The 12713-nt window shown below is 74.6% G+C and carries 9 protein-coding genes; 5 read left to right on the top strand and 4 right to left on the bottom strand.

Annotated elements, in window-relative coordinates; translation table 11 throughout:
* Positions 1–100 precede the first annotated feature (100 nt).
* On the top strand, positions 101–574 hold the full coding sequence (locus ACIPTO_RS04985) for a DUF6099 family protein (RefSeq protein WP_366312464.1): 474 nt from the start codon (positions 101–103) through the stop codon (positions 572–574).
* A 243-nt stretch (positions 575–817) separates the two neighbouring features.
* On the opposite strand, the gene ACIPTO_RS04980 is transcribed toward ACIPTO_RS04985, so the two are convergent.
* Positions 818–994, bottom strand: a complete 177-nt coding sequence (locus ACIPTO_RS04980) for a hypothetical protein (RefSeq protein ID WP_366312462.1) — start codon at positions 992–994, stop codon at positions 818–820.
* A gap of 248 nt (positions 995–1242) precedes the next feature.
* On the opposite strand from ACIPTO_RS04980, the gene ACIPTO_RS04975 reads away from it, so the two are divergent.
* On the top strand, positions 1243–2166 hold the full coding sequence (locus ACIPTO_RS04975) for an LLM class F420-dependent oxidoreductase (protein ID WP_366312460.1): 924 nt from the start codon (positions 1243–1245) through the stop codon (positions 2164–2166).
* An 87-nt stretch (positions 2167–2253) separates the two neighbouring features.
* Here the strand turns inward: ACIPTO_RS04975 and ACIPTO_RS04970 are convergent, their stop codons facing one another.
* On the bottom strand, positions 2254–3732 hold the full coding sequence (locus ACIPTO_RS04970) for an MFS transporter (protein ID WP_401189500.1): 1479 nt from the start codon (positions 3730–3732) through the stop codon (positions 2254–2256).
* 163 nt (positions 3733–3895) lie between these two features.
* Here ACIPTO_RS04970 and ACIPTO_RS04965 point away from each other — a divergent pair, with 163 nt between their 5' ends.
* From ACIPTO_RS04965 to ACIPTO_RS04955, 3 genes are all read left to right on the top strand, one after another.
* Positions 3896–4567, top strand: coding sequence for a TetR/AcrR family transcriptional regulator (locus tag ACIPTO_RS04965; RefSeq protein WP_401189499.1), 672 nt, complete (start codon positions 3896–3898; stop codon positions 4565–4567).
* 117 nt (positions 4568–4684) lie between these two features.
* Positions 4685–5416, top strand: a complete 732-nt coding sequence (locus tag ACIPTO_RS04960; protein WP_401189497.1) for an ABC transporter ATP-binding protein — start codon at positions 4685–4687, stop codon at positions 5414–5416.
* A 79-nt stretch (positions 5417–5495) separates the two neighbouring features.
* The gene (locus tag ACIPTO_RS04955; RefSeq protein ID WP_401189496.1) at positions 5496–6518 is read left to right on the top strand and encodes an ABC transporter ATP-binding protein; all 1023 of its coding nucleotides are present in this window, start codon (positions 5496–5498) and stop codon (positions 6516–6518) included.
* Positions 6519–6530: 12 nt separating this feature from the next.
* On the opposite strand, the gene ACIPTO_RS04950 is transcribed toward ACIPTO_RS04955, so the two are convergent.
* Positions 6531–9398, bottom strand: a complete 2868-nt coding sequence (locus ACIPTO_RS04950) for a hypothetical protein (RefSeq protein WP_401189494.1) — start codon at positions 9396–9398, stop codon at positions 6531–6533.
* Complete coding sequence (locus tag ACIPTO_RS04945) at positions 9395–12673, bottom strand: FtsX-like permease family protein (RefSeq protein WP_401189492.1); 3279 nt, start codon at positions 12671–12673, stop codon at positions 9395–9397. Before ACIPTO_RS04945 ends, ACIPTO_RS04950 begins: the two co-directional genes overlap by 4 nt.
* Between the last annotated feature and the right edge of the window lie 40 nt (positions 12674–12713).

Here is a 12713-nt window from a genome sequence, read left to right as displayed (position 1 = left end):
TCCTCTGGCTTTTCGTCTCAGGGACTCTCACTCTGGGTAGTGGACAAGGGAGTTCGGGCGGACGTGCGAACAGCACGTCGGGACATGACGGGGGCAGCGCATGGACGCGATGCGGCTCATCGTGACGAGCAGGCGCGCCCTGGCCGGCAGCGGCGACGTGCCGGAGACCCTGACGGAGGTGTGGCAGGCGCAGGCACTCGCCCAGGCGATAGGCAGCCGGCTCGCGGTCTTCGGACCGCCCGAACTGCGGGGCGAGGCACTGGGGTTGACCGAGCTGGCGGGCCGGGGCTGCGGGGTCCTCGACACCCCGGTGCTGGCGATCGAGGATCTGCGCGCCGCTCAGCTGACGGAGCTGGGCGATGCCCGTCTCGCTCTGCTGTGCCTGGGCGGTCTGCTCGGTGAGGTCGGCATCGCCCTCGTGGGCATCGCCTGCGCGGCGGACGACGAGGGCACGTACTGGCAGTGCATGGAGGCGATCGACGCGGCGGACGAGTCCCGGGACCGGGTGCTGGAGATGCTGCGCAGGCTGGCGGATCGGGAAGCGGCGGCGGTACCGGAGCGGGAGGCGGGCTGACCCGGGCGTTCGCCTCCGGCGCGGGGACGCGTTCGGCCGCGGGGGCGCCGTGGAGGGTGAGGTTCGCGGTGATCGGGATGCGCGGGGACCAAGGCTCGCGGTGATCGGGATGCGCGCGGACCAAGGCTCGCGGTGATCGGGGTTCCTGGGGCTGCGCGACTCCGTCGTGGCTGGTCGCGCAGTTCCCCGCGCCCCTTCAGGGCGGCTTTCGCGGCCTGTGCCGTCGGCGTCGAGGCCGTCCGGTCAGCCGGTCGTGCCTGCTTCCCCGGCGGGTGCCGGTCCCGTGCCCGCGGTCGACTGCAGATCCGCGTCCAGAGCGGACAGGTCCGCGTTCAGGGACGCCATCAGCTCCTCCATCTGCTGCAACAACCCCTTGGGTTGCGCAGGCCCACCCTGCTGCGGCACGGCTTCTTCGGACATGACGGCCTCCTCGGCCCGTGGCCTCCCCGCCGAGGAGGAGGCCGATGCGGGTGACGCCCCGACGTCGTCCTGCCGGTGCGGGAATCCGGGCGGTCCGGCTCCGCCCGAGCCAACGATCATCACCGGGGGCGGTCACTGGCGCGGGCACCCCCCGTGCGCACGGTTGACGTAATTTCACCCGACCGGGGACGGGATCGGCCGGAGGGACCGATGGGGTTGACCAGCACCCGACCGTGCAGGATGGAGCCATGGATCTGCGTATCTTCACCGAGCCCCAGCAGGGGGCCACCTACGACACCTTGCTCGCCGTGGCCAAGGCCACCGAGGATCTCGGCTTCGACGCCTTCTTCCGCTCCGACCACTACCTCGCGATGGGCTCCGGCGACGGCCTCCCCGGCCCCACCGACGCCTGGGTCACCCTGGCCGGCCTCGCCCGCGAGACCAAGCGCATCCGCCTCGGCACCCTGATGACGGCCGCCACCTTCCGCCTCCCCGGCGTCCTCGCCATCCAGGTCGCCCAGGTCGACCAGATGTCCGGCGGCCGGGTCGAACTCGGCCTGGGCGCGGGCTGGTTCGAGGAGGAGCACAAGGCGTACGGCATCCCCTTCCCCAAGGAGAAGTTCGCCCGCCTGGAGGAGCAGCTCGCGATCGTCACCGGACTGTGGGCGACCGAGCCCGGCGACACCTTCGACTTCCACGGCACGCACTACGACCTGACCGGCTCGCCCGCGCTGCCCAAGCCCGCGCAGGCGAAGATCCCCGTGCTGATCGGCGGCCACGGCGCGAGCCGCACCCCGAAGCTGACCGCGCGGTTCGCCGACGAGTTCAACATGCCGTTCGCCTCGATCGAGGACAGCGAGCAGCAGTTCGGCCGGGTCCGCGCCGCCGCCGAGGCGGCCGGCCGCAAGGGCGACGACCTGACCTACTCCAACGCCCTCGTGGTCTGCGTCGGCAAGGACGACCAGGAAGTCGCCCGCCGCGCCGCCGCCATCGGCCGCGAGGTCGACGAACTCAAGGCCAACGGACTCGCGGGCACCCCGGCCGAGGTCGTCGACAGGATCGGCCGCTACGCCGAGGTCGGCTCCCAGCGCGTCTACCTCCAGATCCTCGACCTCGCCGACCTGGACCACCTGGAGCTGATCTCGGCCCAGGTGCAGACGCAGCTGTCGTAGTCCGTCCCCGCGCGGGAACGGCGGGTGAGCCGGGCGGGAGGGGTGCGTGGATCCCGTCCCGCCCGGCTCACCCGCACCGTCCTGGCCCTAACTCGACGCCCCCGCCCCCGCGGTGGCCGTCGCGGGCAGCTCCGCGGCCACCGGCTTCCGGCGTCCCGGGAGGAAGGCGGCCAGCAGCAGGGCGGCCAGGGAGGATGCCGAGCCGATGCCCATGATCACGCGGAAGCCGTTGTGGGACGGGACGGTGAGGGAGCCGAAGCTCGTCGTCATGTGGGCCAGTACGACCCCGGCGACGGCGCTGGAGGCGGACGTACCGATGGACCGCATCAGGCTGTTGAGGCTGTTCGCGGCGGCCGTCTCGGAGAGCGGCACGGCGCCCATGATGAGCGCGGGCATCGCGCCGTAGGCGAAGCCGACGCCGGCCGAGATCACGCAGCACACCACCACGACCTGCCAGACCGCGGCCATCATGACGACCCCGAGGCCGTACCCCGCGGCCACGATCAGCGCGCCCAGCATCAGGGTGGTTCTGGGTCCGGCCGCCGCCGAGATACGGGCGGAGAGCGGGGCGGTCGCCATCATCACCAGGCCGGACGGGCCGAGCGCGAGGCCCGCCGCGAGCACGCTCTGGCCGAGGCCGTAGCCGGTGAGCGTGGGCAGTTGGAGGAGCTGCGGCACGGCCAGCGACATCGCGAACATGGCGAAGCCGAACATCACCGACGCGAGGTTGGTGAGCAGCACCTGACGGCGCGCGCTGGTGCGCAGGTCCACCAGCGGCCGTACGGTGCGCAGTTCCCACCAGCCCCACACCAGCAGCACCACAACCGCCGCGGCGAACAGGCCCGTTGTGGTGCCGCTGCCCCAACCCCAGTCCGCGCCCTTGGAGATGGCGAGCAGCAGACACACCAGACCGATGGACATCCCGACACCGCCGACCACGTCGAACCGGCCGCCGCTGCGCACCGCCGACTCCGGTACGAGGGCCACGACGAGCGCGGTCACGACGGCGCCGAGCACCGCCGCCGTCCAGAACAGCACGTGCCAGTCGGCCTTTTCGGCGATGAACGCGGCCGTCGGCAGCCCCAGCGCACCGCCCACCCCGAGCGACGCGCTCATCAGCGCGGTCGCCGATCCCAGCCGCTCGGGCGGGAGTTCGTCCCGCATGATGCTGATGCCGAGCGGGATGACGGCCATCGAGACGCCCTGGAAGGTCCGTCCGACGATCATCGGCACCAGGGTGTCGCTGAGCGCGCCGATCGCGGACCCGGCGATCAGCAGCACCAGGCTGAGCAGCAGCATCCGCCGCTTGCCGTACATGTCCCCGAGCCGTCCCACCACCGGGTTGGCGACGGCACCGGCGAGCAGGGTCGCGGTGATCGCCCAGGTGGCGTCGGACGGCGAGGAGTGCAGCAGCTTGGGGAGTTCCGGCACGATCGGGATGATCAGCGTCTGCATCAGCGAGACGGTGATCCCGCCGAGCGCCAGGACCCAGACGACGGCGCCGGAGCGCGACGGCCCGACCCCCTCGACGGGAACGGGTGGGGAGGGGGAGCTGGACGCGGACATGGTGGAGCCTCCGGCTGGCGCGTGCGACACGGGGCTGAACGAAACGAGTCTGGCATGTTTTTCGTATGCCGTACGCAAAATAGGTGGAGCCCGGATGGAGCGGGGCCGGAGCGGTAGCCTGCTGGTGTCCCGGCGAGCCGTCGTGGACGGAGAGGCGCGGGAGATGACGCAGGTGGCGACGGGTCCTGACCGTCGGGGCAGGGGGCGCCCGCCCCGGCTGTCCCGGGAGCGGATCGTCGAGGGCGCGGTCGAGGTCCTGCTCGCCGAACCCGCCGTCTCGCTCACCATCAAGCGCGTGGCCGACGCCGTCGGCGCCGCCCCCATGGCCCTGTACCGCTACTTCCCCGACCGCGACGCCCTCCTCCAGGCCACCGCCGACCACGTCCTCGAAGCGATGGAGCGCGCCCCCATCGCCGAGGGCCCCTGGCCGGACCGGCTGCGCGCCTGGATGCGGGCCGGGCAGGCCAACCTCCGCCCCTACCCGCAGCTCATGCCGTACATGACGACGACCCGGCACCCCGCCTGGCTCCCCGGCCTGACCCGGCTGCGCGAGATCCTCACCCCGGCCGGCCTCTCCGCCGAGGACCTCGCCCTCGCCGTCGCGCTCATCTCCTCCACGATGCTCGGCCACGCCGTCTACGAGGGGTACCGCAGGCCCGACGAGGAGATGACGGCCCTGCTCGACGACGCCGTCGGCTCCGGACCCGACCCGACGACGGACGCCCTGCGCCCCCTCGTCGCGGGCCTCCCCGCCGCCCACGCCCGCCTCTATGACACGATCCTCGACCAGACGGTCACGACGGTGGAACGACTGGCGGGCGGCGGCGCGCGGTAGGGGGCGGGGTGGACGGCCGATCGGCCGAACGGCCCCTCGGGGGCGGGCCCTTGCCCGGTCGGCGTACCGTACGGTGCGATGCGGGGCCGTCCTGTCTGTCGAGCCGGGGGAGCGGATATGAGCGAGCAGACCAGCGGACGCGGCGTCGCCGTGGACGGCGGAGCGCCGGACGGCCCGATGGTCGTCGTCGAGGACCTGCGCCGCACCTACGGCAGCGGCGACACCGCCGTGCACGCCCTGCGCGGGGTCTCCTTCAGCGTGCCGCGCGGTGAACTCGTCGCGCTCCGGGGGCGTTCCGGCTCCGGGAAGACCACCGTGCTCAACCTGGTCGGCGGGCTCGACACCCCGGACGGCGGCCGGATCGTGCTGGACGGTACGAACCTGGCGGGGCTCGGCGACGACGACCTGCTGGCCTTGCGCCGCGACCGTATCGGCTTCGTCTTCCAGTCCTTCGGGCTCATCCCGATCCTGACGGCCGCCGAGAACGTCGGAGTGCCGCTGCGGCTGCGGAAGGTCACGGTGCGTGAACGCGAGGCCCGCGTCGCCCTGTTGCTCTCCCTCGTCGGACTCTCCGACCACGCCGACCAGCGTCCCGGTGAGCTGTCGGGCGGCCAGCAGCAGCGGGTCGCCATCGCCCGCGCCCTCGCCAACAACCCGGCCCTGATCATCGCCGACGAACCCACCGGCCAACTCGACGCGGACACCGGCCTGACCGTGATGGACCTGCTGCGCGCCGTCGTCCGCAGCGAGTCCGTCACCGCCCTCGTCGCCACCCACGACACCCAGCTCCTCGCGCTGGCCGACCGGGTGCTCGAACTCCGCGACGGCCGCATCGTCGAGGACGGCTGACGGCGGCGCAGGGCCGCCGCACCGCACCGACCGCCTTCCCGGCATCTCATCCGCAGACTTCACCTCCTCGGGGGACCGCGTGGCAGTTCACCAACAACCCACCGAGGCACCGGACTTGGGCGAGCTGCGGCGGCGGGCCGTCGCTGCCGCCGCTCCCCGGCGCGAGGAGGGTCTCGTCGTCTGCGAGAACCTGGTGCGGATCTACCGGACCGAGGGCGTCGAGGTGCAGGCCCTCCAAGGCCTCGACCTGGCCGTCGCCGAGGGCGAGATGATCGCGGTGATCGGCGCCTCCGGCTCCGGCAAGTCCACCCTGCTGGGCATCCTCGCCGGCCAGGACGTGCCCACCGCCGGTGCCGCCGAGGTCGCGGGTCACGATCTGCTGGCGATGAAGCGCCGCGACCGCCTCGCCTACCGGCGCGGCACGGTGGGTTTCATCTGGCAGCAGACCTCCCGGAACCTGCTGCCCTATCTCACGGCCGCCGAGAACGTGATGCTGCCGATGACGTACACGGGGATCAGGCGCTCCCGACGCCGGGCCCGCGCTGAGGAGTTGCTCGACCTGCTGTCCGTCGGCCACTGCCGTGACCGTACGCCCGACACGCTCTCCGGCGGTGAACAGCAGAGGGTCGCCGTGGCCGTCGCCAACGCCAACGAACCCCGGGTGCTGTTCGCCGACGAACCCACCGGCGAACTCGACACCGCCACCAGCGACGAGGTCTTCGCCGCGCTGCGTCGCGCCAACGAGGATCTCGGCGTCACCGTCATCGTCGTCACGCACGACGCGCTGGTCTCCGACCAGGTCCAGCGCACCGTACGGATCCGCAACGGCCGTACGTCCACCGAGGTGTTGCGCCGGGTCGCCACCGGCGAGGACGGTGTCGAGGTGCTCACCGCGGAGGAGTACGCCGTACTGGACGCCAGCGGCCGTCTGCAACTGCCCGCCGAGTTCACCGAACGCCTGCATCTGCGCAAGCGGGTCCGACTCGCCCTGGAGACCGACCACATCGGCGTCTGGCCCGACGAGGCGGCACGGCGAGCGAGGTCCGAGGCCGAGGGCGAGGGTGAGGAGGGGGATGGGGCCTTCAACGGGAGTGCCTCGTAGGCGAGTTGCCCGTCAGGTCAGACGCAGCACCGCTCCCAGTCGTCGTCTCCGCGCGAGCACCGTCTCGGAGGCGGCGGCGACCAGGATGAGCAGCGTCACGCCCGCGACGAGCGCCAGAGTGAGCGAGTAGTCGGTCCGCAGTGCCGGCTGGGCCGGGCCGCCGGTGAACTGCCGCAGGTCCAACGTCGGTGCCAGCAGCCGGGGTTCGAGCAGCCCGAGCAGAGTGCCGCCCAGCGCGGTCGCCACCGCCAGCGGGAGCAGCTGGAGGAAGTGGATCGCCCCCGCCTCCCTGGCGCCGAGGCCGAGGGTGCGCAGGAAAGCGGTGGTTCGGCCGCGCTCGTGGGCGGTGAGCGTCAGCTCCAGGGCGAGCGCGAGCAGACCGGACAGGGCGGCCAGGACCGAGGTGGTGGTGTAGATCGTGCCGAGGCCCTGGACCAGGCCGTCCGCGCGCAGGGCGCTCAGGGTCTCGGTGCGGACGTGGATCCGCGCCAGCGGGCCGAGCGCCTTCGCCGCCGCCGACCGCAGCACCGTGGCCTCGTCGCCCTTGCCCTGCTCCTCGCCCTCGCCTCCGAGGAGCAGCACGGTGCTGCCCGAGGCCTGCGGGGGCAGCAGCTGGTCCGCCCTCGCGACGGTGATCAGCATCGGCGTCCCGGCGGGGATCCGCGCCGTGACCGGTCCGAGGAGGGGGTCGCGCAGTTCGCCGGCGGTGAGGGTGCCGGCCGGCTCGAAGGCCAGGTTCACCGGCGGCTCGCCCTGCGTCACGACCGTCGCGCCGAAACCGCCGGTGCGCTCGGCCGCCCGCAGGCCGGGGGAGACGAGGGACGGCAGCGGGACCCGCGCGTCGGCCCGGGCTCCGGACGCGCCGCCGAGCCCCGACAGCAGTGCTCGGGCCAGGACCGACTCCGGTGCCACGGCGGCCAGTTGACGCGGGTCCAGGGTGATCACCGCGACCTGCTGGACCACCGCGCCGTCGTCCTGTCCGACGAGGTCGAGGGCGTACAGCCGCTGGACCGCGGTCCGGACACCGGCCGTCGTGGCGGCCCCCGGTGCCACGGCCACGGTCCCCGCCACCGTCGCGCTCGCGTCCGCGCCGCTCGTCCAGGCCGCACCCGTGGCCAGCCCGTCGCCGACGGTCCGCTGCACCAGGCCGCCGAACACGGCCGTGCCCAGGGTCAGCACGAGGACGAACAGGGCCAGCCCGGTCGCCGGGGCGTCATGGGCGGCCCGGGCCGCGCCGATGAAGCCGACCGTTCCCCGACCGCGCCGGGCCTGCCGGAGCACCAGGCGGAGAACGAGCGGAAAGACACGCAGCAGGAGCAGTACGACGGACAGCGCCACCAGCACCGGTACCGCGCCCAGGATTCCGTCGGGGCCCTGTGAGCGCAGGGCGACCACACCGGCCGCCGCGGCGAGCAGCACGGTCAGTTCCAGGACCACGCGGCGGCCGACGGCGGTGTTCCGGCGGGTGTGGCGCAGGCGGCCGGGTCGGCGCGGTTCGCGGACCGCGAGCCAGGTCATCAGCGGCACCGTCAGCAGTACCGCCGCGGTGGCGAGGGCGGCGGGCACCGGCTGCGGCGACCCGGACGCGCCGGTCGGCGCCAGCGCCCGTCCGACCGCCCAGCCGAGCAGCGCCGCGAGCAGCACCGCCGGCCACGCCACCGCGCAGCGCAGCAGCACCAGCCGTGTGGTGGACGCGCCCCGTGCCCGCTGCAACCGCAACTGCGGCTGCCTGCGGCGCAGCAGCAGTCGTACGGCGACGGCGACGGTGGCCAGCGCGACCGCGGCGAGCGCGTCGACCGCGTAGGCCGCGAGCGCTCGGGCCTGGTGGTCCTGGGCGGTGAACGCGGTGAGCAGCGGGGTCAGCGCGTCGGTCACCAGGAGCGAGCCGGTGGCCTGGCCGCCGACCTGGCAGCCGATGTCGCCGGTGACCCAGTCGCTGCCCTGGCAGCGGGCGGCGCTCAGGTCGGCGCTGTAGTGGGAGAGCGGTCCGGTCAGGGCGCGAGCGCGGTCGTAGGCCGCACCGGACAGGTCGGCGCGCAGCTGCCAGGTCACCCGGGGGCCGCCGACCCCGGCGCCGGCCAGCAGGTCGGCGGCGTCGCGGCCGACGAGTCCGCGGACGGCGAGCACGGTCCCGGCGGAGCGTTCCGCCGCGTAGCGCGCGGGCCGGTCCAGGGTCTCGCGGCCGGTCCAGAAGTCGTCGTCGGCGGCCGTGGCGCGGTAGATCCCGCTGACCGACAGGGTCGCGTGGGGCGGTGCGCTCTGGGCCTCGGGGGTCCTGGGGAACTCCAGGGACAGGTGGCTGCCGGTCCGGACGCCGAGCGCCCGCGCGGTGGTCCACGACAGCGCGATCTGGGGCGGGGTGGCCAACGGGGTGTGATCCGCCGGAGGTTGACCGCTGACGTAGCGCACGTGGGAGCGTGCCGACGGAAGGTAACTGGCCGTCAGGTTGGTGCTCGTGTTCGCCGGGCCCGGCGGCCGGGGTGCGAGCAGGGCTGCCGGGTCGTAGTCGTAGCTGCCGCCCGAGAAGGACAAGTGCCGTGCCGCGCTTCCGAGTTGCTCGGTGAGGGTGCGGCCCGAGGCGAGCAGGGAGGCCATGTCGACGGCGGGCGGCGAGGTGGCGAAGACCTCCGGGGTGGTGCTCAGGCTGATCAGCGGTGCCTGGGTCTGCGCCGCGTCGACGCGCTGTCGTAGCGCGCGGTCCTCCTGGTGGCCCGCGAGGGCGGGGGCCCAGGCGCAGAGCGCGGTCAGCAGCAGGACCAGTACCGCGAGGCAGGCCAGCGGCGGGAGGTCCCCGCGGCTCTCGCGGCGGATCAGGCGCCGGGTCACCGCCGTGCCGGCGGTCGTGGGACGGGTCGCCGTCCGCTCGGTCGTGCGGCTCAACGGTCTTCTCCCGCTCGCAGGACACGGACCAGGTCCACCCGGGCCAGCAGCCGTGCCAGGGCCAGGACGATCGCGCTGATGGCGAGGGCGGTCGCCAGCGCGGTGAGGGTGACGGTGACCCACGGGGTGACCTGGGGCAGCGGCGGATAGGGGGCCCGGCCGGTGTCGTCCACGGTGACCAGGGGCAGTACGGCGGCGGCCAGGGCCATGCCCAGCAGCGCTCCCGGCAGCACCGCGAACAGCGCGAGGCCCACCTGTTCGGCGCCCAGCAGCGCGGACAGGCTCGTGGCGCGGACGCCGACCGCGCGCAGCAGCGCGAACTCCTTGCGGCGCTCCCGGGTGGAGACTACCGCGTGCACGGTGAAGGCGACGACCGCGAACCCGGGGGCCAGGTACCGGACCAGTTCCAGCATCCGGCGCAGCCCGCCGCGGAACGGGTCGGCCTGGAGGGCGGCGGCGGTGCGTGCCGTGGTGGTGACGGCGCCCAGCGCGGGTTGCGCCTCGGCGGCGGCGGCCGTACGCGCGCTGTCGGTACTGCCCAGCCACCAGAACGCCGGGTCCTCCTGGTCGGCACCGGCGAACGTGAGCGCGCTGGAGAGCTGGCGCTGGTCGGCGGTCAAGTGCCCCTGCGCGCGGCCGAGTCCGGGCGGCGAGTCGACCCGGCCCACGATCCTCGCGGTGATCCGGCCACCGCCCAGATCGAGCGTGGTCGTACCGCCGACGTGCAGGCGGGCCGCGCTCAGCGTCGCGGCGTCGGCGCGCACGGGGAGCGGCGCCGGACCGCCGGACGGGCCCGCGACGAACCGCACTTGACTGCCGGGCTTGGTCGCGAAGTCACCGGCCGAGAGGCCGCCGAAGGTGTCCGAGACCGCCTGCGAGGGCCGCATCCCGGTGCTGACCGTCGCCCGGAGCACCTCGGAACCGTGCGGCGCGATCGAGCACACGCCGGGGACGCCGGGCTCGTAACTCCCGGTCGGTTTCCCCTCGCAGGCGCCCTTGGCGGCGTCGGCGCCGTGGTCCGTGCCGTCCGACCAGGCCTGCCCGGCCGGGAGCCGGGCGACCCAGGTGTCGGCGGTGCCGCGCGCGCCGACCCGGAGCAGGTCCAGGTCCAGCCGGGCCGGAGCCGTGTCCGGCCGCGGCAGGACGCCGATGGCGGTCACCGTCAGCGGATAGGCGCGGGGGTGGCCCCCGCTCAGCGCCACGGCCAGCGGCACCACGACCGTGTGCCGTGTGCCGTCGGCCGCGGGCAGCCGGGCCGGTACGACGCTGACCAGGCCGTTCGCGTCCTGCACGGTCACTTCCAGGCTCGGCGCCGCCCGGCCGCCGTGCCCGCGCAGCCGCTCGTCCAGCAGCAGCGCGGTCGGCCGACCGGGCAGCCGTACGCCGGGGACGGCCGGTGCCGGGGTGCGGGGCGTGGGTCCGCCGACCGTGCCGACCAGGTCCTCGGTGGCGCCGCCCGGAAGGTTCACCGTCGACCGTGTCACCGGGGCCACGGAGGTCACCCCCGGCAGCGCGCGATAGGCCGCGCCGAGGACGGCGGCGGGATAGCCGTCGTCCGCCGACGGGTCGATCCGCACGTCCGCGCCGACGGTGAACGCGGCCTCCTCCGACGCCAGCCCGCCCAGACAGGCCAGCGCGGTGGTGGCGAAGGCGCTCACCGCCACGGCCAGGCACATCAGCACCACCGGCCCCGCGTTCCGGGCGGCTCGGCGGCTCAACTGCCAGCCCGCCAGGGCGAGTACGAGCCCCCGGCCACGCCGCCCGAACGCGTCCAGCAGCAGCGAGGTGAGCGGCAGCAGCCGCAGCAGCAACAGCGCGGCGGCACCCGCCACCAGCGTCGGCACGAGCACCAGCACCGGATCCACGGACGCACTGCCCGTGCCCACGTCGGCGATCAGCGAGTGATGCCGGCGCAGCTCCAGATACCCCAGGACCGCCACGGCCACCAACGCCAGGTCCACGCCCAGCCGTTGCGCGGCGGCGGCCCGCGCACCCCGGGCGCCCCGCGCCCGCGCCGACGGCAGCACGGGCAGCAGCACCGCCGCCGCGTGCACCACCAGCGTCAGTCCCACGGCCGCCCACGCCTCGGCGCCCCGGGTACCGGGGTGCAGCAGCCCGGCGAGGAAGGGTGCGGCCAGGGCGGCCGGGATGCCGGTGAGCGCCCACTCCGCCGCCGCACCGCGCAGCAGCCTCAACGTGCCCGCGCCCCTGGCCCGTTGGAGGGCCAGCTCCTCGCGCCGGCGCACGGTCAGCTGGCGGGCGGCCAGCACCAGGGTGGCCAGGGCGAGGACCGCGAGCAGCACGCCCGGCAGATACAGCGAGGAGCGGGCGGCGACCGTCGGGACCGTCAAGTCGTCGATGGCGCCCGGCAGTCCGGACGCCACGGTCAGGTCGTCCAGCGACGGCTGACGGCCGCCGAACACCGACACCCGGCTCTGGCTGCCGGAGAACGCCCGCAGCCGGTCGTGCAGTCGGGCCAGGCCGTTCGCGTCGAGCCGGGAGAGGCCGGGCTGCACGCTCCAGTGGGCGGTGAGATGCCCGTTCAGCACGGCGCTGCCGTTGAGCGCCGCCGCCGGGACCACCAGCAGACTCTGGTCGGCGGTCTCGCCCGCGGCCAGGTCACCGGCCATCGCGGGCCAGAACCCGACCGCGCCGGTCGCCCGGTACACGCCGGTGATCCGCAGCGTCATGGGCCGGCTGAAGGCGTCCCGCACCCGGAGCCGCGAACCGGCCGTGACACCGAGGCGTTCGGCGAGCGCGACGGGGATCGCCGTGTCGACCGGGGCCGTGCTCCCGGTGGCGACCGGGACGTCGGGCAGCGAGGTGAACGCGCCGGCCGGGGCATCTGCCGTACCGGCGGGCCATCGTCCGGCCACCAACTCCCCGAACCGTCCCGGCTGTTGCACGGCGACCGGATGCAGGCCGCTGCCCCCGGGCCCGCGCGGCGGACCCGCGACCCCGTCGATCCCCGAGACGGACACCGGCGAGGTGCCGAGCAGCCCCACGTACGTCCGCTGCGGCACCTCCGCGAACACCCGCGCGGCGGCGGCCCGCACAGCCCGGTCGGCGGCGGCCATCCCGCCCGCCCGGTAGGACGCGTTGACGTTCACCTGCGCGCCGGGATCGGCGGCCAGCCGTCGTACGGCCCCTGCCTGCACGGAACTGCCCGCGAGCGCCGTGAGCGCGGCCAGCGCCGTCGCGCACAGCAGCACGGTCACCGCGACGGCGGCCAGGACCAGCCCGTGCCGGCCGGCCCGGCGGGCAACCACCGGCATCCGACGGCGGGTTGGGCGCGGATCGTCCGGTCGCCGCGAC

The sequence above is a fragment of the Streptomyces sp. NPDC090083 genome, from assembly GCF_044747445.1.
In the GTDB taxonomy this organism is placed as follows: Bacteria; Actinomycetota; Actinomycetes; order Streptomycetales; family Streptomycetaceae; genus Streptomyces.
This window is presented reverse-complemented; position numbering and strand designations above follow the sequence as displayed.

Excerpts from the sequence above, each read along its gene's own strand:
- ACIPTO_RS04985 (WP_366312464.1), top strand. The coding sequence starts at position 101 with ATGGACGCGATGCGGCTCATCGTGACGAGCAGGCGCGCCCTGGCCGGC.
- ACIPTO_RS04980 (WP_366312462.1), bottom strand. The coding sequence starts at position 994 with ATGTCCGAAGAAGCCGTGCCGCAGCAGGGTGGGCCTGCGCAACCCAAG.
- ACIPTO_RS04975 (WP_366312460.1), top strand. The coding sequence starts at position 1,243 with ATGGATCTGCGTATCTTCACCGAGCCCCAGCAGGGGGCCACCTACGAC.
- ACIPTO_RS04970 (WP_401189500.1), bottom strand. The coding sequence starts at position 3,732 with ATGTCCGCGTCCAGCTCCCCCTCCCCACCCGTTCCCGTCGAGGGGGTC.
- ACIPTO_RS04965 (WP_401189499.1), top strand. The coding sequence starts at position 3,896 with ATGACGCAGGTGGCGACGGGTCCTGACCGTCGGGGCAGGGGGCGCCCG.
- ACIPTO_RS04960 (WP_401189497.1), top strand. The coding sequence starts at position 4,685 with ATGAGCGAGCAGACCAGCGGACGCGGCGTCGCCGTGGACGGCGGAGCG.
- ACIPTO_RS04945 (WP_401189492.1), bottom strand. The coding sequence starts at position 12,673 with ATGCCGGTGGTTGCCCGCCGGGCCGGCCGGCACGGGCTGGTCCTGGCC.